Raw genomic sequence first — 18,515 nt, 5'->3', positions numbered from 1 at the left:
TTTTTCAATCCGGTAATTTTTCAAGCCATTGCTCAATTTTTTCTGTGATGACGTCGTTACGGTCTTGCTCCGCCAAATCATCGTACAGCGTCCCGAGCTCGGTCGCCGTCCGCTTCGTGACGGCAAGGATATGGCTATACTTGCCGCGTTGTTCTTTCACGGCCGATAGCGTTCCTTTCGTCGAGGTCGACCCTGACTCGTCTAAGATGAACATCTCGACGTTATCGTTACAGGCGTATAAGTCGTACGGCCGATAGACGACCTCGTAGCGCCGATGCTGTTTCGGCAGCTGTTCGGCGAGTGAGGCGTATTTTTGCGGGCTCATCGTCACGTAAGCGAGACGCTTCTCTTCTCGAACTGCAGACGAATAACGGATGATGCGGTTACGCCCGTCACGCTTCGCTTTATACAAGGCCTCGTCGGCATAGGCGCACCACTCTCCGAGCGTCATCCCGGTCTCGCAGACGCGCGTATAACCGATCGACACGGTGACATGGTGCTCGTAAGGAAACTCCATCTGTTCGATCCGCGTCCTGACCCGTTCAAGTACCGCGTCGACGACGGTCCGGTCGGAAACGTTAAGGATGACCAAAAACTCTTCGCCGCCGTACCGAATCAACTCATCGCTCGAGCGGATGGCTAGACGGATCTCTTCGGCGATGCGATGCAACACTTCGTCGCCATACGCATGGCCAAACGTGTCATTTAACTGCTTAAAGTGATCGATGTCTAAAAGTGCGAGCGTGAAGCTCTCTCCGGAACGCTCTAACCGGGAGACGAACCGGCTGAACGTCGCTTTTAAGTATTTACGGTTAAAAGCGCCCGTCAATTCATCGACGAGAAGCGCGTTCGAGACGAGCCGTGCCTTTTCAATATGTAAGCCGAGCCGGACGAGCCGTTCTTCCATCGGGATCCACGATTCCCAGTAATCATCAAAGCCGTATGAATAAGCGGCCAAGCGATAATGCTCATTCGTCCCGATGACGATGAGCGGCACATAGAGTTTCTTCATTTTGCTGACGAACGACTGAATGTCTCGCTCTGGGAAGTGAGACCATAGTTCGACATCCATGACGATCGCTTTCGGGACGTCTTCATAATCGTACTCGACCGCTTCTGCGATCGTCTGCAGAAACACCGGCCTCGCCCCTAACTTTTCAACTCTCGGTTTGTAGCGACTAAACGTAGAGAAACTACCCGATAAAATCAATACTAAGTCTTCATCTTCTTGTTCGATTCCCAAAACCGTATGAATATAACGTTTGACCGGCGCAATCAACGCAATCGCTTCTGACTGCGTCAAGACGGGCGGCAGCTCACGCACGTCAGACTCGACCCGGCTAAAAATCTCAAGCAGATGCATGAGTCGACGATTTTTGACTTCCGTTTTCATCCAATCCAATAAAAATTCGATTTCGGTTTTTTGAATCTGTCTAGCTTCCGTGATTTTCGCCAAAATTCTATGTACTTGATCTGTGAGTTGATGTTGCTCCATGCCCGCCCCCCCAGTTTCGCTCTCCCCGATATTCGCTTCTGTCTCTGATTATGCGACTTCACCCACGAAAATACAACTATTTCCTCATTTAATTCCTATTGTTTGACATTAATCTAGTTCAAACGTCCTATAAAATCAAAAAAAAAGCGGTTCAAAGACCGCTCTTCCTGTTATTTTCCAACTTTTAGATTAGGTGATGTCATCTCTTCCGGACGAATCCACTGGTCGAACTGCTCTTCGGTCAATAGACCTGTCTCGAGCGCTGACTCTTTCAATGAGATGCCTTTTTTATGGGCATGCTTGGCAATCTTCGCAGCATTTTCGTAGCCGATGTGCGGATTCAACGCCGTGACGAGCATAAGGGAGCGTTCGACGTTATGGGCGATCACATCTAAATCCGGCTCGATCCCGACGGCACAGTGAACGTCGAACGAATGAAGGCTGTCTGTCAATAAACGGCACGTCTGTAAAAAGTTGTACATGATGACCGGCTTAAAGACGTTCAATTCGAAGTTCCCTTGGCTCGCGCCGAACCCGATCGTCGTATCGTTGCCGAGCACTTGGGCCGCGACCATCGTCAACGCCTCACTTTGCGTCGGGTTCACTTTTCCAGGCATGATTGAGCTACCCGGTTCATTTTCAGGAATCGTGATCTCACCAATCCCGGCACGAGGACCAGAAGCGAGCCAGCGGACGTCGTTGGCGATCTTCATCGCGTCCATCGCGAGCGCCTTCAACGCCCCGTGCGTGAAGACGAGTTGATCGTGACTCGTGAGCGCGTGGAACTTGTTCACGGCTGTCACGAAACGTTTACCGGTCTCAGTCGAAATTTTGGCAGCGACAACTTCACCGAAATCCGGGTGCGCGTTGATGCCTGTCCCGACCGCTGTCCCTCCGAGCGCGAGTTCTGTTAACGGTTCAAGCGTCCGTTCAATCATCTGTTTCGATAGTTCAAGCATGCGGACCCAGCCGCTGATCTCTTGCCCGAGCGTGACCGGCGTCGCGTCCTGCAAGTGGGTGCGCCCGATCTTCACGACGTCCATATACGTTTCGGCTTTCTTGTCGAGCGTCGCATGGAGCGCTTCGATCGCCGGAATGACTTTATCCTCGACGGCAAGGATGGCGGCGATATGCATCGCAGTCGGATACGTGTCGTTTGAACTTTGTGACTTGTTGACGTCATCGTTCGGATGAATCGTCAGCGACTGCCCGCGTGCTTTTAACTTGTCGTTCGCCAAGTGGGCGATCACTTCGTTGACGTTCATATTGGATTGTGTGCCTGATCCTGTCTGCCAGACGACGAGTGGGAACTCGGCGTCATGGTCACCCGCCACAATCTCATCTGCGACCTCGGCGATGATGTCCGCCTTGCCTTGCTCGAGGACCCCTAATTCAGCGTTGGCCAAGGCCGCGCCTTTTTTCAGAATCGCGAACGCATGAACGACTTCGAGCGGCATTTTCTCCGTCCCGATTTTAAAGTTCTCTAAGCTTCGTTGTGTTTGTGCTCCCCATTTTGCTGAAGCTGGGACGTTGATTTCCCCCATCGTGTCCCGTTCGATCCGATAATCCATGAAAATTCCCCCTCTTTTTTTGACTACGCTTTCATTTTAGCGAAATTTTTGCAAAAAAGAAACGTGCGCCTATGAGAATCGAAAAAAAGTCGAGACACGTCTCGACTTCTTCATCTACCAAGCAGCGCTGCCTTTGCGACCGCGTCAGCCCGGTTATCTGCCCGTGGGATCCACTTGATGAACGTGACCGGCAGTTCGTCGTAGGTGATCAACGCCTCAAGAAATAGCGGTTTGACCGATTTGTCTTTCATAAAGCGTTGCTCGAGCGCACGCACGATTGTCTCGGCGTCTGAATAAAACAGGAACGTCGACTCCCCTTCGAGCGCTTCAGCTTGTTTGAGCGCGAAGACGAGTGCCGCGAGCTCGGCTTGAACGCTCGATAGCCCGGTCCGCTTCTCTGTGAACGTAACGACCGTCCCATCGGACGCCTTTAGCCAGACACCGAGCCCGTTCTCCCCGGTCTGTTGATTCGTGGCCGCGTCAAAATAAACGTGAACCAAAGCGGTACGCCTCCCAGTCGGTCTCGATCGGAGCGTCGATATCGATTTGTGACAGACGCTTCGACAGCAACGCGACTTCTTCGTGCCCGTCCAATTTTTTCGCATACTTTTGGTGTGCTTCAAGCAACTGTTCCGTTCGCAACAGCTCGTATAACTGCTCGACGGTATCGTATGACTGCACGAGGATCGTCGCCGTCTTTGGGCCGATCCCTTTGACGCCCGGAATGTTGTCCGACGCATCGCCTTGGAGCGCCTTCACATCGACGAACTGTAACGGTCTCACCCCGTACGTCGCTTCGAACAATTCCCGGCTCATCAACAGTTCCTCGCCTTTTTTAGGGACAATTTGAAACACGTTCGAAGATAACAGTTGATGCAAGTCCCGGTCGGACGAGTACATGTACGATTCCCCGGGGAACGCCGTCGCGACGGCCCCCATCAAATCGTCCGCCTCGTACCCGGCCAGCTCGGACTGAAAGATGCCGCGTTCCGTGAGGGCGGCCCGCAGTTTGACGTAATCATGAAACAACGGTTCCGGCAGACCGGTCCGGGTCGCCTTATAGTCGGGGAACAAGGCGAACCGATGGGTCGTCTCTCTTGGTCCGTCCCAAAAGAAAGCGATATGGGTAAACTCGTTCGTCCAGCCGTCGACTTTACGAAGCAAACCTTTCAACGTCACTTCGGGGTCGAGCGCCCGGCGCCGTTCGGTCGCAAAATAATAACGCGATAATAAGTTAAATCCATCTACTAGCATCAACCTCATCGTTCATTCACCTCACAAGCTTTCATCCCGCGTTCAAGCGCTTCCCGGTCAAGTTCTTTGCCGATCCAGACAAAAACAGACCGGGTATCGTCGCTCGGTTCATTGGCGAACGTCGCGCCCATCAACTGGTTCGTCGCCTGGACGACAAATTTTGAAGACTCGCCTTCAATACGGACAATCGCTTTGAGACGATAGACGTCTTGTTCATAGTGCATGAGCACTTCTCTGACGTAACGCGTGACCCGCTCGCGGTTTAACGGCACGTCGGTCGTGATCGTGATGGCCCGCAGCGTCGAGACGGACGTATGTCCGGCTGTCAGCTCGCCGAGCAGACGTTCATCGATGCGGGAGAGCTGGAACGTGTTCTCGAGTAACTCATACGCTCCGACCGTCTGCTCGGTCTCGATGACACGTACGGTCGGGTTCAATTCACGAATCCGGCCGTGGGCCCGCCCGAGCTCGGCCTCGCTGACGAGATCGACTTTGTTGAGCAAGATCACATCGGCATAGGCGATTTGATGGATACCTTCGATGAACAGTTCGCGGTCCATCTGGCTCGCATCGACGACGGTCAAAATCGCCGTCAGTTTAAAGCGCGAGCGTAAGTAATCGTCGTAATAAATCGTCTGGATGATTGGGGCCGGGTCGGCAACACCTGTCGTCTCGATGACGATGCGATCGAACGACTCGCCTCGCGAGGCGAGTCGATAAAACGTCTTGCTCAAATCATTTTGGATCGAACAACAAATACAACCGTTCGACAGTTCGATCTGTTCTTGATCCATGTTGACGATCAATTGTTCGTCAATGTTGACCGAGCCGAGCTCGTTGACGATCAAGAGCAATCGTTCGTCCGTCGCTTCTAAAAGACGGTTCATATATGTCGTTTTTCCGGCGCCTAAAAAGCCGGTCACTAATTGCACGGGAATCATGCCTTGCACCTCACTTTATAAATTTTCGTGGACCCGTGCCCACTTCTCGTAGCGAGCGTCCAACAAGTCGATCAAATGGAGCAGCCACCCTTCGGTCGTGGCCGGCAGGACGCTAGAACCCCATTCCCGTTTTCCGTGGTGGGACAAGATCATATGCCAAATCCGGTGGTGGACGTCAAGCGGCAACGTGATGCCGGCGGCTTGTTGACTCTTCTCGAACAACAGCCCTCCGTATGGCATGTGACCGACCAGACTCCCCATCGGATTGATGGCGATCCCTGTCGTCTCACTCGTGCCGGTGACGTAAAACAGCTGCTCGAACCGTCTCGGTGACGACAACAGATGACTGTATTCGAACAATTTGCCGATATCATGGAACAAGATACCGAGCGCGAGTTCGTCCCAGCGGAGCGGTTCTTTCAGTTCTGCCATCGCCTCACACGCCGTATAGAGCGACTCAAACGTCCCACGGAACGCCTGCTCGACTTTAACACCGTTCATCGTATTCCATACGTCTACTTTGTGCAACTGCTCGGCTTCTTTGATGATCCGGAACGCAGTCGCCAAATAATCGTCTTGCTCTTGGATGCGGTAACCGAGTCGCAACATGCAGACTGTATGTTTTAACAGTCCACCGACGTAGTTGTGGTGATGGTAGAGCGCAGCCGGAGCCAACACGAAATCGTCCCAATATTGATCGAGGAGCGCCAGCGCGATCGCCTCATAGTCCGGAGACAGCGTCGACAAAATCGAGAACAGCTCTTCGGCATACTGATCGAACGTCTCGTCGCCTGGAAGTCCAGGCAAGAGCGACACCGCCTCGTCACGAGACATCGGTTGGGCCCGGTCGATCGTGATCGATTTGGCACCGTCCGGCTTCGGATAGACGTCGATCTTTCCTTCTAAGGCGATCACGCCCGATTCGTAAATCGGTAGCAGTTGGTCTTCGTTGCCCCGTAGCCAATGTTTGGCCCGGATCAGCCCGCCTGACGTCGTCAAATTGAGCTGCAACCATTTGGCGCCAGACTTGCCTTCACGGACCTCGACCGAACTGACGAGCGCATTCGTCTGAATCGGTGTCCCGTCCGACAAATCCGTTAGACGCAGCTTCGATTTCTCGACTTTCGGGATTTGGAACCGGGCCCGGTCGAACGTGCCACCACCTGTGACCGCGTCGATCTGTTGATAATAATTCATGATATGACCCCCTTTTTCTTCTCTTTGCCCATTGTATCGTGTTTTATCGTTTGAGGCGAACATACTTTCGTTACTGGTCAGAAACTTGCGAGGAATGTATTGAAAGCGCTTACCTATATTGTTACGATATAAGTAGTTACAAAAAGGGGGAACGATGATGATTTCACTACTAGACACGTATGAACGGTTGATCGCGACAGGGGAAGCGGCACGTTATGCAGATGTCCATCCAACGATTGACGGTATCCTTGAAGGGGCGGTCTGTCCCGTATCAGACAATGAGCTTGAACAGGCAGTCGCCGGTCACGCCGGAAATCCATATACGCACGACGACCTCATCGACTCGGTCGTCGCGCATGAGATGAAAGGGGCGATGGCCGCTTTAATCGTCTCAGGGTATCCGGTGCAAACACCGCTCGCGAAAGCGGTCGTCTTATCTGCCTTCGCCCGGACGAACCGGATGAATATCGATAAGCTGAAAGAGCTCGGTCACGCCGACCTGCTCGTCCGCATTCAGTCGGCCGACCGCTCGTGGAAACGGACGTATACGCACTTGTATCGGTCGAGTCCCGCCCAAATGTGCGAGCAACTCGACTCGTTGCTCGGTGGCTGCGCCATCCATCGCGTCCTCGAGGCGCTCCATGATGATCGCAACATAAAAACGGCATAAGGAAAGAGCGGTCCCCGGGCCGCTCTTTCCTTATGCTTCAATTAACCTTCCGTCATCTCGACCGCTTCCGGTTCGAACAACGTGACGTTCCGTGCTGGCGAGAACGTCGAAATCGCATGTTTATAAATCAACTGTTGGCGCCCTTCCGACTCGACGATCACTGTGAAGTTGTCAAATGATTTGATGACTCCGCGAATTTGGAAGCCACTGACTAAAAACACGGTCGTCGGAACCATTTCTTTGCGCAATTGGTTCAGAAAATGATCTTGGATGTTATAGCTTGCCTTCATGTTGCATTCCCCCTAGTCTATGTCTCGTTCAAATAATCGGAATTTTCGAAAAAACTCCTCAACCTCATCATAGATATTTTTATACGATAGTTCAAATGATTTCTTTCCCATATCTACCCAAATCCCATCAAATTGATGACGGAACCACGTTAATTGCCGTTTTGCAAACTGGCGTGTATGTTGTTTTAACGTCTCGGTCATCCGCTCTCGCGTCAGCTTCCCGTCTAAGTATGGCACGACTTCTTTATAGCCGATGGCCCGTAGCGCCTGTGTCTCCCGGTACCCGGCACGCAATAAGCGCTCGACTTCTTCGATGAGACCCGCTTCGATCATCAAATCGACGCGATGATTGATCCGCTCATATAAGACGTCGCGATCGGCGTGCAGGACGAACAACTTATAATCGTAATGCTCAGATGGGGCACTATCCATTGCCTGCTCGTCACCTGAGAGCGCGACTTCGAGGGCACGGATGACACGGCGGACATTATTTGGATGAATGATGTCGGCGCGCCTCGGGTCGAGGCCACGCAAGCGATCATGTAACGCCTCGGCGCCGTGTGCTTCCGCTTCGGCTTCTAGCGCTGCACGCAGTTCCGTATCGACTGGTCGCTCCGTGAACTCGTAATCGTATAAAATCGCCCGAATATACAGGCCCGTTCCACCGACTACAATCGGCACCTTCCCGCGCGAGTAGATATCGTCGATCGCCGCGCGGGCGAGACGTTGAAATTTGGCGACGCTCATCGCTTCATCCGGGTCACAAATGTCGATCAAATGATGCGGTACGCCTTCCGCCTCTTCGACCGTCACTTTGGCGGAACCAATATCCATTCCGCGGTACACTTGGACCGAGTCGCCTGATACGATTTCTCCGTCGAACGCCTTGGCGAGCTCGATGCCCGTCTTCGTCTTCCCGACTGCCGTCGGCCCAACGATCACGATGACTGGTGTCTTTTTCATTTCTGTCACTCCTCAAACGAAAGACCGTTCCTAAAAAGGAAACGGCCCGTCAAATTCTTCTTTTAATTGTATCATCAAATACGACCGCAAACAGCATCCAACCGCAGATTAATAAACCGAGCAGTAAAATCAAGCCATCACTCATCTGTGACCGCCTCCTTTACCTACTCCTTTCCCACTTTTCACACTTTAGACACAATTTAACATGCAAACTAAAAACGCTCAGGATGAGCGTTTTTAGTTTGCCGTCTCGACTTGGCGTTTGAACCGCGACATCGCGAAGGCAAAGTAGAGGACAGCCGTACCGCTCGCCGCCCACCAAATGACGTCATAGAGTGGCGTCATCAAATTGGCCAAGCCGAGCAGTGCGGGTACGATCAATGTCAACCAAGCGAGGACGAAGGCGACGCGTGCTATCACGCCGTCGATCGCTCGTTCCAGCGCCATCCCATAGAAGAATAATCCCCAAAGGAACGACCAGAACAGCCACGACACCGCGCCCATGCTGTCACCGTTCGCGAACCCGACGACGGCGTAAAATAGTGCCGAAATCGCGACGAACAGTGAGAACCAGCCGACACCGCGTCCGTCCAAGTTAAAGATGAACGTCACACCGACGTACAAATACGTGAATGCGAACAAGTAAATACCTGCGTATCCAAACAGTTCTGACGGGCTCGCCCCGATGACGAGCCATGTCGCAATGAACGTCTGAAACATACCGGTGAACAGGCTGAACACCCCGGCACTTTTCATATCGACTTTCCCAAACAGGACGAGGCTGTTAATGAACAGTGCCACGCCGCCGAACAACAAACTAATATTCCCCACAATGATTGCTCCTTTGTATAGATGTCTGACGTCTGATTCGATACGTCCACTGTACATTGGATTCGCTTTCAACGCAAGAGGGAAATGATTCGTTCACAGGGTGGACTCACCTTCCAAACTAAAAACATCTCTTCCACGTGGGAAGAGATGTTTTTCAGCTTAGTAGATGCCGACCGCGTCAAACGATTTCGCGGCAGCAACGGCTTGTGTGCTCGTCGAACCGTAAAGGTCTTTAGCCGATTGGACGACCGCTTGGCGAAGACTCGAGAAGTTCGAAGTCGGTGTCAAGTAGACCGTGAGGGCGCGGTAGTAGATGTCCCCCACCTCCATGACGCCGACACCTTGGACCGAGACACCGTAATGCGATCCGCCATTCCCTAACAAGTAGGCCGCTTTGTTGACGATTCCTGAGTTGATATGGACACCGCCATTGTCTTGCGTTCCTGTATAACGCACCGAATAGTGATCCGGGTCACCGTAAGCGGCCGGGTTCGACATCGAACGTAGAGCGTCCCCCGCAACGCCTGGCGTGTAGATATCCTCCCCGACCAACCAGTCAAAGTTCGATCCGACACTGTATTCGGCGACCGTACCAAAGATATCAGACACCGCTTCGTTGATCGCACCCGATTCGTTCTGGTAGATCAAGCCGGCCGTGTACTCGGTGACGGCGTGTGACAATTCGTGGGCGACGACATCGAGCGCACCCGAGAGGTACGTGAACGTCTGTCCATCCCCGTCCCCGTAAACCATCTTGCTGCCGTCCCAGAACGCGTTGTTGTAACTGCGGCTGTAATGGACCGTCGAGTTGAGAGCCGCCCCGTTGTTGTCGTAACTATTGCGGCCGTAAGTGTTTTTGAAGAAATCGTACGTTTTAGTCGCATTCACGTGCGCACTGACCGCGGCCCGATCATACGTCGTGTTCAAGACGTTATCGACATCGCCCCAAAGTGATCCGGGAAGACGTGTCCGGTTGCCGGCATCGTACGTATAGATGCCTTTACCGCGCGTCGAGTCTTGTAAATAGTAATATGAACCGCTCTTCGTCGTCTTGAACGTTTGGCTCTGTCCGAGCACGTCGATGCCCGTTCCGGTAAACGTCGTTCCTGTGACGCCGTTCACCGGTTTGGCGTGGGCCAACTGGTTGTATTTGTTCAACACCTCGCCGCTCGCCGCATCGATGAAGTACGTCCAACGTGATGGTTCCTCAGCATCAAGGATCGTCCCGGTCACCTCATAGGCATAAGCCGCTTCACCTTTGTTCGGGTAGATGACGAGTTCCGCTGCCGGCTCGAGCTCGTAGGCGCCTGTATGACCGACAAGTTCTTTATAGCGGGCGATCGCTTTTCGTTCGTTCAGTTTGATCGATTTATGTAGTCCTTTCAGTTGCTTCGTGTCATCGACGACCGTCTTCAATTGCCCGGCGTCGTCGACCACTCCGACGACGATACCGCCGAATACGGGAACACCGTCCACCGTCTGTTGGAGTTTGACGACTTGTCCGACTTTGTCGCGCTTCGATTCGATCGTCTTGAATTCTCCTTTCGCTTTGGCGAACTCTTTGACGATCGTCGCCGGCGCCTCAGTCGATGGTTTTGTCAACGTGCCTGTCTTCAGTTCTGCCGCCCCGGCGAATTGTGGAACGAGTAAGACGCCTGCGATCAATGATGTCGATAAAACTTTTTTCATATGTGTTTCCCTCCTTATGTGGTGTCTCTTACTTTACATAGTTTCCCACAGTTAAGGAATCCAACTTATTGATTATTTTGACAATTCTAACTATTGAGACATTTAACCTATTCAGTCTTCCTGTTTAGTGCTTTCAACCGTATAAAAAAAGCGTCACCGGGATGGTGACACTTTCTCATTTAATAGACATCTTTTTGGGTGAAGTGATAGAACGCGTACGCCAACGCCGCGAGCGTCCAAACTAAAATGACGATGAGCGAGAACGGCAGTGTCATCCCATCGATCGGCGGGGCTTGTCCCTCGAGATAGGTATGAAGACCGAAGTTGACGTTCACCAAGTATTTCGAGCTGTCCCAGTTCGACCCGAGCGACGTGAGGAGTGGTCCTGAAATGAGGATGGCCATCATGATCCCGATCCCGGTCGCCGTATTTTTGACGAGGACCGAAATCATGAGTGCGATCGTACCGACGGCCGCCACGACGAACCACGATAGACCGACCGACATGAGCAAGTATTGCCACATCGGCAGCGTATGGACGAAGTCGGTCGAGAACGTCCCGGTCGCTGAGGCCTGGAATCCGGTCAAGATCGGTGCGGTCCAACCGTCCCATCCGAGCACGATCCCGGAAATGGCGTAACTGACGAACGCCGTGATGAAGATGAGGATCGATGTGTACAACAGCGTCGTCATCCATTTCGCCAACAAAATCTTAAAGCGCCGGACCGGACGTGACAACAGCGTCTTGATCGTCCCGTCGTTATGCTCGCCGCTGACGATGTCTGCCATCAGAACGATGATGAACAGCGGCAGGACGAGCGTCGTCCCTTGGGAGAAGAAGACACGCATGAACGTCGGCGCCCCAGGATAACTCGGGTTGATGTCGTTATCTAAGTAGTATTGATTTTGTTGCACTTGGAACTCGAGGATTTGCCGAAACTCGTCTTGGACGTTCGCCGAGGCGAGCCGGTTTTGCGTATCGACGATTTCTTGCTGCAGGTCGACACGCCAGTCGATCGTCCCTTGCTCTTCACGCTGCTTCTCGATTTGACGATAGTTGGCGTACGTGAACATCGAGACGAGTACGACGAGGATGACCGAGACGACCAATAGCCGTCGTTTCTTATGGATCTTCAACACTTCGTTACGAATCAGGCCGAGTAAAGATGGATTAGACAATATGGTCACCCCCGGTCAATGTGATAAACAGTTCTTCGAGCGTCTGAACACGTCGTTCGAGACCGAAGACTTCCACATCACGATCAAGCAAATAACGGTTTAATCGAGCCGTGTCTTCTAAGTTCATCGAGACACGAATCGTCCGTTCGTCGACGACGTCCGCCTGCTCGATCGATTCAAAACCACGAACAATCGGCAACACCGCAAAACTGTCCGCCACGTGAACGTCGACTGTCGACGCCAATTCGTTGATCAGTTCTTGAACGGTACCGACTTTCACAATTTTGCCGCGCGACATGATGGCGACACGGTCAGCAAGCAACTCGATTTCCGCCAAGATGTGGCTTGAAACGAGCACACTGAGTCCGGTCTCTTCGACGAGGCGACGGATAAACAGTCGCAAATCACGGATCCCCATCGGATCGAGCCCGTTCGTCGGTTCATCTAAAATCAAGACACGCGGGTTATTGAGCATCGCCTGCGCGATTCCAAGCCGTTGGCGCATCCCGAGCGAGTACGTCTTCACTTTGTCATCGATTCGGGCCGTCAAATCGACGAGGTCGATCACTTCCTGAATCCGGGCCTCCGTGATACCCGGTAACATGCGCGCGAACACGTTCAAGTTCTCGCGGCCGCTCAAAAACTTATACAGCTCAGGGTTCTCGACAATCGCCCCGATCTGGTTCATCGCTTGGACGAACTGGCGCTCGACGCCAAAACCACAAATCGAGACGGACCCTTTCGTCGGTTTGATCAAGCCGACGATCATCCGGATCGTCGTCGTCTTACCGGCGCCGTTCGGTCCTAAAAAGCCGAACACTTCCCCAGGAAACACATCGAACGAGATATCGTCGATAATGGTTTTTTTTCCGATTACTTTTGTCAAATGGTCTATTTTCAATGTTGGTTGCATCGTCTCACCTCAACTCTATTCTAGCGGACTCGTCCGCTTCTGTCCTATTCGAACATTCACATAGGGCAGGTTCAAATATATTTGATATGATGGTTACATAGAAAGCGAGGTCATCAGATGAAAAATGGGAAATGGTATGCCTTTTTAATCGGCTCTGTCTTGTTGACGGCAACGGCCTTGTTTGGGCTGTGGATTGGGTATCAAGACATCGTCAATCCGCCAGAGCGTACATTATCAATTAGTGAAGAAGCAAGACCTGAACCGGACGGCGAGATTTATGTCGCCCTCGGCGATTCAATCACGCGCGGCGTCGGCTCGACGTCAGGTGCCGGTTACGTTCAACCGGTCCGCGCCGCTCTCGAAAACCAAGATATCCGGACACAAAACTTGGCCATATCGGGGGCACGCACCGAGGACCTGCTCGCTCAGCTCGCTCAGCCGGAAGTTCAGCGGACAATCAAAAACGCCCGCTACATCACGCTCACGATCGGCGGCAACGACCTGTTCAACCGGGGCGAGAACGTCGATAACTTCGAATCCGTCGATATCGAACAAGTCGTCACGTACGCTAAAGCAAACTTAAATGATATCTTTGCACAAATCCGTGGTCTGAACGACTCGGCTCAAATCGTCTATATCGCCCTCTACAACCCGTTCCCCGAGAACACGAACGGACAGGCGTTCAACCAGCTGATTCTCGACTGGAACGCTGCGGCGGCTAATCTTGGGAATACGTACCGCATCGACGTGATCGATCCGTTCGCGTACGTGAGCGACGTCACCCGAGACCTCGCAAGCGACCAGTTCCACCCGAGCGATCGGACGTATGGAAAGTTTGCCGAAGACATTTTGTTCATCCTCGACTAAACACGTTTGGCCTGATCCATGTGATCAGGCCATTTTTACCGTTCATATTGGATGAGCCACGTCTCGTCGACTCGTTTCATCGCCGTGCCGTACCAACCCGTCTTCAACAATTCGACTTGCCCGTCCGTATCACTCATCTCAAGCCACGCCGTCTCACCTAACGGTCGCCAACCCGTATGCAGTTCTTTCATAAAGATATAACGAAGTTTACCGCCATACTTTTGTTTGAGGGCGCCGATTCTTAGGCCCAGGACAAACTTGTCCTTCAAGCTCGGGATGTTGAACGGGGCGACGGTCGCACAGACGAGGTCAAACCGCTCATCTTGGCTCAACTCTTCCATCAACAGCTTCCCTAAATGCTGCTGCAAACGGTAGCCCCGATAAGACGGATCGACGTTTGTCACCTCCTGATAGATGATGCGATCGAGCTCATCCTCACGCCGCCCGATGTCACGACCTAAATGTTCGTCATCGAGCGGCGGGATGAGCAACGCCCGAAACGCGATCAACACCCCTTGATGGAACGCGCCGATGATTGTCTGATCCGACAACAGCTTCATGAATTCGTCTGTCGTGAGCGCTTGGTAATGGCTACCTTCGGCCAGATCAGCAATCACGGTGTGTTGCACCGCTTCGATGGCCGTCAAGTCCATATCGGTCAGATGCCGAACGTCGAGTTCAAGTCCATTGCATTCACCGTGCCACATGATCGGCGCCTCCGACTTCGTAGTAATCGGTCGTCAGGCGGCGGAGTATGTCCTCATCGACGTCGACACCTAGACCCGGGCGGTCGTTCAAGCGGATGAACGGTAAATCGTACGTCAAATTGCCGACGTCCGTAGCGAACCGGAGCGGGCCGGTCAGTTCGACCGATTGAACGATTTTGCTCGAGAACGCGACGTGGAAGCCCGCGCTCGAGGCGATCGACGATTCGACCATCGAGCCGATTTGACACTCGATACCGGACATCTCGGCCATATGGACGAGTTTTTTCGCCGGATAGATGCCACCGCACTTCATCAATTTCACGTTCACTTTATGCGCCGCTTGCATCATCGTCAAGCGGCGCATGTCGGCGACACCCCGTACCCCTTCGTCAATCATAAGCGGGACCGATATTTTGCCTTTGACTTCGAGCATTCCTTCAAAATCGTCGGCTTTGACCGGTTGCTCGACCCAATCGATATCGAACGGTTCAAGCTTACGCATCGCCTGCAGCGTCTTCGCCGCGTTTACCCAGCCTTGGTTGACATCAACACGGATTGGGACGTCAGGACCGACCGCTTGCCTTACTGCCGCGACACGACGGACGTCCGAGGCGACATCGACGCCGACTTTCATTTTGACGGCCGTGTAACCTTCTCCGACCTGTTCCGACGCTTCCGCCGCCATCGCTTCAGGCTCACCGATACTTAAGACGTGTGTGACCGGGAAGGCGTCGTGATAGCGTCCGCCGAGCAACTCGTAGATGGGTTGCCCGAGCTTCTTCCCGATCAAGTCATGACAAGCGATATCGAGCGCTGCCTTGGCCGCTGGAACGTCGCGGATGGCCCGTTCCATCTCGTCGTGAATCCGTTCTAGATGCATCGGGTTCCGTCCGATCAACAGTGGACCGAGCAAGTGGCGAATGACACTGATCGTACTCTCAAGCGACTCGCCCGTCACGTGTTCGTCGGCAACCGCCTCACCGTACCCGACGAGACCGCATTCGGTCGTCATCTTGACGATCACCGACGGCATGACGTCATAGCGATGGTAGCTGACGATGAACGGGACTTTGAGCGGTAGTTCAATCGCAAACAGTTCTATTTTTTCTAGTTTCATGATAAGTGCTCCTTTACATTTAAAAGTTCATTGTATATATTGTCGTTAAATAGTCGCTAAATTGCAAGGAGGAGTTTTCGCATGTCGCTTCATTTAGCAATCGTCGGTTCAACCGACTTCGTCGCTACCATCACGGCGCTGGCCCCCGATTATGAAGACGTTCGCTTCGCCTACTATACGTATCAACATCCGCACGAGGCGGCCACGATCGCCAAACAGCTCGGTTCGTTCGACGGCGTCTTCTTCTCTGGCTCGTTCCCTTATTCCTACGCGCTGCCTTATCTCAGTTCGAGCCTGGCGCACCACGTCGTCCAAGACGAGACCGTGCTGTTGACGACGCTCCTGTCGGCGGCGCTCACTCGTGCCGTCTCCCTCGAACACGTGTCGATCGATGTGATCGAGCCGAAACGGTTGGCGTCGATTTTATCGTCCCTCCCCGCAGTGACGACACCACCTCGTTTAATGAAGATTCATCCTGACGTCGACTTTCAAGACGTATTCGCGTTTCATGCGGACTTACAACCCGCTCAAACGAACTTGGCCTTGACGAGCATCGAGCGTGTCCACCGCCAATTGCAAGAGCAAGGCTATGAGAGTCAGCTCATGATCGAGCCGCCGAGTACGATCCGGTACCACCTCGAGCAACTGATTCAACGTGTTCGTCAACTATTGGCGGACAACGCTCAATTTTCAATCATTTTATACGATACCGATTCCGAGGCGCTCCGCGACCATTTGGCAACGGTACACTACATCGGCGGACATCTCGAAACGACGGACGGTCCCTCGACCGCTCTACTGACGACGAAAGGCGAGACGATCAACGCCCTCGAAGAAAACACGCTCGCCCCCGCGTCTTTTGACTATTCAATCGGGATCGGCTACGGCACCCAATACCAACAAGCTTACGAACATGCACAAATCGCCTTGTCTGCAGCCACCGACGAACGAGTCCGCATCGTTGACGACTCGAAGCGATTGTCTTTCCCGAAACGCGACGACGTGATTTCTTACCGTGTGACCGAAGAAGTTGCGTTCGATATCGTCAAACAAGTCGGCATCAGCCCGGCCAACGCCGGCAAGATCATCCGGTTCTCGAAACGTAAACTCGAGTTCACCGCCAAAGAGCTGACCGACTACTTGAACGTCTCGCGACGGACGACCGAGCGGCTCATCAAAAAATTACACGACGCCCAGCTCGTCCGTGTCATCGGTGAAGAAATGAGTTACGCCCAAGGCCGCCCCCGCGCCGTCTATAAATTCAATTTCCCGGCCTAGAGGGCCGGGAAATTTTTATAATGCCGCTTGATCTTCGACTTGTGTTTCTGCTTGCAACACCGTGATCCGTTCGATCGTGAACCCTGTGAACGCATAGATGATCGAGATGACCGGGACGACGAAGTTGAGCACGGCGTACGGCGCGTACTCGAACGCCCCGACACCGAGCGTCCCGAGAATGAACACCCCGCACGTGTTCCACGGGATGAACACTGACGTCAGCGTGCCGCCGTCCTCGAGCGCCCGGGACAAGTTCTTCGAGTGGAGCCCCATCTTCTCATAGGCCCCGGCAAACATGCGTGCCGGCACGACGATCGATATGTATTGCTCGGAACACGTCGCGTTCGTCGCAATCCCGGCGAGAATCGTCGACGCGATCATCGATCCGGCCGTCTTCGCCAGTTTGACGATCTGGTTCATGATTGATTGCAGCATCCCCGAATACTCCAAAATCCCCCCGAACGTCATCGCGACGATCGTCATCGAGACGGTATACATCATCGCGTCGAGCCCACCCCGACTGAATAAGTTATCGACGAGCTCATTGCCGGTGTCGATGACATAGCCGCTTTGAAGCGCACCGACGCTATCCGAGAGCGATCCGCCTTGAATGACGACTTGGGCCAGGAAGCCGAGCGCGATCCCGACGACGAGTGCCGGGATAGCCGGTACTTTTTTCGTGACGAGCACGATGACCGCGAGCGGAATCAGTAGCAACCAAGGCGAGATGACGAAACTGTCCTCCAAAATGCCGAGCGTCTGCACGATATCTGAAGGATTCGTCGCCGTATCATTGAAACGCGTCCCGAGCCACCAATAGACGCCGAGCGCGATGATGAGTCCCGGAATCGTCGTATAAAGCATATGACGGATGTGGACGAACAAGTTCGTATGCGTCAAACCGGCCGCAAGGTTCGTCGTATCCGACAGCGGCGACATCTTATCGCCGAAGTAGGCGCCCGAGATGACGGCACCTGCGACCATCGGCGCCGGAATCCCCATGCTGAGCCCAATGCCCATCCCGGCGACACCGATCGTCCCCATCGTCGACCACGAACTGCCGATCGACAAAGCAACGACCGCACAGATGAGACAGATCGTCACGAGGAAGTAGGCCGGCGAGATGATCTTTAACCCGAAATAAATCATTGTGGCGACGACGCCTCCCCCGATCCAGGCGCCGATCGTCAAACCGACCAAGATGATGATGACGACCGCCGGCAAGGCGAGCCGTATCCCCTTGTACATCATCTCCTCGATGTCTTTCCATTTGTAGCCGTGACGCCACGCGACAAGCGAAGCGGTCGCCGTCCCGACGATGAGCGGGATGTGTGGCCCTTGCTCGAGTTTGACGATGGCGACGAGCATGACCCCAATCATGACAAGTAGCGGCAACAACGCCCAACCAAGCTTCATGTCTTGCCTGTTCCCCTGCAGTTCCATGTAAATTCCTCCCCGTTAGCGAAAATTCAGAATTGTCGTTATATTGTCGCTAATGAAATTATGATAACGCTTACATGAGAAGTTGGCAACAAAAAAATGGACGGCAAGCTC

Annotated in this window: 18 protein-coding genes; 3 read left to right on the top strand and 15 right to left on the bottom strand. The window is 53.3% G+C overall.

Annotated features, from left to right (window positions below; all coding sequences use genetic code 11):
• Positions 1-4: 4 nt before the first annotated feature.
• From EVJ28_RS07245 to EVJ28_RS07220, 6 genes are all read right to left on the bottom strand, one after another.
• The gene (locus tag EVJ28_RS07245; protein ID WP_131470758.1) at positions 5-1,495 is read right to left on the bottom strand and encodes a GGDEF domain-containing protein; all 1,491 of its coding nucleotides are present in this window, start codon (positions 1,493-1,495) and stop codon (positions 5-7) included.
• Positions 1,496-1,665: 170 nt separating this feature from the next.
• A complete protein-coding gene (gene fumC, locus EVJ28_RS07240; protein WP_131459069.1) occupies positions 1,666-3,066 on the bottom strand; it encodes a class II fumarate hydratase in 1,401 nt (466 codons plus the stop codon).
• 110 nt (positions 3,067-3,176) lie between these two features.
• A complete protein-coding gene (locus EVJ28_RS07235; protein WP_131470756.1) occupies positions 3,177-3,566 on the bottom strand; it encodes a reverse transcriptase-like protein in 390 nt (129 codons plus the stop codon).
• Positions 3,547-4,329, bottom strand: a complete 783-nt coding sequence (locus EVJ28_RS07230) for a 5'-3' exonuclease (protein WP_131459067.1) — start codon at positions 4,327-4,329, stop codon at positions 3,547-3,549. The genes EVJ28_RS07235 and EVJ28_RS07230 overlap by 20 nt, the downstream gene beginning before the upstream one ends.
• Positions 4,326-5,261: a CobW family GTP-binding protein gene (locus tag EVJ28_RS07225; protein WP_131488521.1), complete on the bottom strand. Its 936-nt coding sequence runs from the start codon at positions 5,259-5,261 to the stop codon at positions 4,326-4,328. Before EVJ28_RS07225 ends, EVJ28_RS07230 begins: the two co-directional genes overlap by 4 nt.
• A gap of 15 nt (positions 5,262-5,276) precedes the next feature.
• On the bottom strand, positions 5,277-6,458 hold the full coding sequence (locus tag EVJ28_RS07220; protein WP_236634080.1) for a DNA-binding protein: 1,182 nt from the start codon (positions 6,456-6,458) through the stop codon (positions 5,277-5,279).
• A 157-nt stretch (positions 6,459-6,615) separates the two neighbouring features.
• Between EVJ28_RS07220 and EVJ28_RS07215 the strand changes: the two genes are divergently transcribed.
• Positions 6,616-7,128: a hypothetical protein gene (locus EVJ28_RS07215; protein WP_236633493.1), complete on the top strand. Its 513-nt coding sequence runs from the start codon at positions 6,616-6,618 to the stop codon at positions 7,126-7,128.
• Between the two features lie 41 nt (positions 7,129-7,169).
• Here EVJ28_RS07215 and hfq read toward each other — a convergent pair whose 3' ends face one another.
• From hfq to EVJ28_RS07185, 6 genes are all read right to left on the bottom strand, one after another.
• Positions 7,170-7,418 (bottom strand): RNA chaperone Hfq, encoded by a 249-nt coding sequence (gene hfq, locus EVJ28_RS07210; RefSeq protein WP_016509830.1) that lies wholly within the window; start codon positions 7,416-7,418, stop codon positions 7,170-7,172.
• Between the two features lie 12 nt (positions 7,419-7,430).
• On the bottom strand, positions 7,431-8,381 hold the full coding sequence (gene miaA / locus EVJ28_RS07205) for a tRNA (adenosine(37)-N6)-dimethylallyltransferase MiaA (protein ID WP_070327357.1): 951 nt from the start codon (positions 8,379-8,381) through the stop codon (positions 7,431-7,433).
• 237 nt (positions 8,382-8,618) lie between these two features.
• Complete coding sequence (locus EVJ28_RS07200) at positions 8,619-9,212, bottom strand: AmiS/UreI family transporter (protein ID WP_131459062.1); 594 nt, start codon at positions 9,210-9,212, stop codon at positions 8,619-8,621.
• 159 nt (positions 9,213-9,371) lie between these two features.
• Positions 9,372-10,901: a M4 family metallopeptidase gene (locus EVJ28_RS07195; protein WP_131488517.1), complete on the bottom strand. Its 1,530-nt coding sequence runs from the start codon at positions 10,899-10,901 to the stop codon at positions 9,372-9,374.
• 179 nt (positions 10,902-11,080) lie between these two features.
• A complete protein-coding gene (locus EVJ28_RS07190) occupies positions 11,081-12,079 on the bottom strand; it encodes an ABC transporter permease (RefSeq protein ID WP_131458631.1) in 999 nt (332 codons plus the stop codon).
• Positions 12,072-12,992 (bottom strand): ABC transporter ATP-binding protein, encoded by a 921-nt coding sequence (locus EVJ28_RS07185; RefSeq protein WP_131458630.1) that lies wholly within the window; start codon positions 12,990-12,992, stop codon positions 12,072-12,074. The genes EVJ28_RS07190 and EVJ28_RS07185 overlap by 8 nt, the downstream gene beginning before the upstream one ends.
• A 117-nt stretch (positions 12,993-13,109) precedes the next feature.
• Here EVJ28_RS07185 and EVJ28_RS07180 point away from each other — a divergent pair, with 117 nt between their 5' ends.
• Entirely contained in the window at positions 13,110-13,859 is a 750-nt protein-coding gene (locus EVJ28_RS07180; RefSeq protein ID WP_131458629.1) for a GDSL-type esterase/lipase family protein, read from the top strand.
• A gap of 35 nt (positions 13,860-13,894) precedes the next feature.
• Here EVJ28_RS07180 and EVJ28_RS07175 read toward each other — a convergent pair whose 3' ends face one another.
• Positions 13,895-14,566: a hypothetical protein gene (locus tag EVJ28_RS07175; protein ID WP_131488515.1), complete on the bottom strand. Its 672-nt coding sequence runs from the start codon at positions 14,564-14,566 to the stop codon at positions 13,895-13,897.
• Entirely contained in the window at positions 14,553-15,683 is a 1,131-nt protein-coding gene (locus tag EVJ28_RS07170; RefSeq protein ID WP_131458627.1) for a mandelate racemase/muconate lactonizing enzyme family protein, read from the bottom strand. The genes EVJ28_RS07175 and EVJ28_RS07170 overlap by 14 nt, the downstream gene beginning before the upstream one ends.
• 81 nt (positions 15,684-15,764) lie before the next feature.
• Here EVJ28_RS07170 and EVJ28_RS07165 point away from each other — a divergent pair, with 81 nt between their 5' ends.
• Positions 15,765-16,961 carry an HTH domain-containing protein gene (locus tag EVJ28_RS07165; RefSeq protein ID WP_131458626.1) on the top strand — a complete coding sequence of 399 codons (1,197 nt, stop codon included), beginning with the start codon at positions 15,765-15,767 and terminating at the stop codon, positions 16,959-16,961.
• A 15-nt stretch (positions 16,962-16,976) separates the two neighbouring features.
• Here the strand turns inward: EVJ28_RS07165 and nhaC are convergent, their stop codons facing one another.
• Positions 16,977-18,377 (bottom strand): Na+/H+ antiporter NhaC, encoded by a 1,401-nt coding sequence (gene nhaC / locus EVJ28_RS07160; RefSeq protein ID WP_370246370.1) that lies wholly within the window; start codon positions 18,375-18,377, stop codon positions 16,977-16,979.
• Positions 18,378-18,515: the final 138 nt, after the last annotated feature.

It is taken from the genome of Exiguobacterium sp. SH3S3 (assembly GCF_004337115.1).
GTDB lineage: Bacteria > Bacillota > Bacilli > Exiguobacteriales > Exiguobacteriaceae > Exiguobacterium > Exiguobacterium aurantiacum_A.
The sequence above is the reverse complement of the archived record's forward strand: the minus strand, read 5'-3'. Positions and strand labels throughout refer to the sequence as shown.

Excerpts from the sequence above, each read along its gene's own strand:
- EVJ28_RS07245 (WP_131470758.1), bottom strand. The coding sequence starts at position 1,495 with ATGGAGCAACATCAACTCACAGATCAAGTACATAGAATTTTGGCGAAA.
- fumC (WP_131459069.1), bottom strand. The coding sequence starts at position 3,066 with ATGGATTATCGGATCGAACGGGACACGATGGGGGAAATCAACGTCCCA.
- EVJ28_RS07230 (WP_131459067.1), bottom strand. The coding sequence starts at position 4,329 with ATGAGGTTGATGCTAGTAGATGGATTTAACTTATTATCGCGTTATTAT.
- EVJ28_RS07225 (WP_131488521.1), bottom strand. The coding sequence starts at position 5,261 with ATGATTCCCGTGCAATTAGTGACCGGCTTTTTAGGCGCCGGAAAAACG.
- EVJ28_RS07220 (WP_236634080.1), bottom strand. The coding sequence starts at position 6,458 with ATGAATTATTATCAACAGATCGACGCGGTCACAGGTGGTGGCACGTTC.
- EVJ28_RS07215 (WP_236633493.1), top strand. The coding sequence starts at position 6,616 with ATGATTTCACTACTAGACACGTATGAACGGTTGATCGCGACAGGGGAA.
- hfq (WP_016509830.1), bottom strand. The coding sequence starts at position 7,418 with ATGAAGGCAAGCTATAACATCCAAGATCATTTTCTGAACCAATTGCGC.
- miaA (WP_070327357.1), bottom strand. The coding sequence starts at position 8,381 with ATGAAAAAGACACCAGTCATCGTGATCGTTGGGCCGACGGCAGTCGGG.
- EVJ28_RS07195 (WP_131488517.1), bottom strand. The coding sequence starts at position 10,901 with ATGAAAAAAGTTTTATCGACATCATTGATCGCAGGCGTCTTACTCGTT.
- EVJ28_RS07185 (WP_131458630.1), bottom strand. The coding sequence starts at position 12,992 with ATGCAACCAACATTGAAAATAGACCATTTGACAAAAGTAATCGGAAAA.
- EVJ28_RS07180 (WP_131458629.1), top strand. The coding sequence starts at position 13,110 with ATGAAAAATGGGAAATGGTATGCCTTTTTAATCGGCTCTGTCTTGTTG.
- EVJ28_RS07175 (WP_131488515.1), bottom strand. The coding sequence starts at position 14,566 with ATGTGGCACGGTGAATGCAATGGACTTGAACTCGACGTTCGGCATCTG.
- EVJ28_RS07170 (WP_131458627.1), bottom strand. The coding sequence starts at position 15,683 with ATGAAACTAGAAAAAATAGAACTGTTTGCGATTGAACTACCGCTCAAA.
- EVJ28_RS07165 (WP_131458626.1), top strand. The coding sequence starts at position 15,765 with ATGTCGCTTCATTTAGCAATCGTCGGTTCAACCGACTTCGTCGCTACC.
- nhaC (WP_370246370.1), bottom strand. The coding sequence starts at position 18,377 with ATGAAGCTTGGTTGGGCGTTGTTGCCGCTACTTGTCATGATTGGGGTC.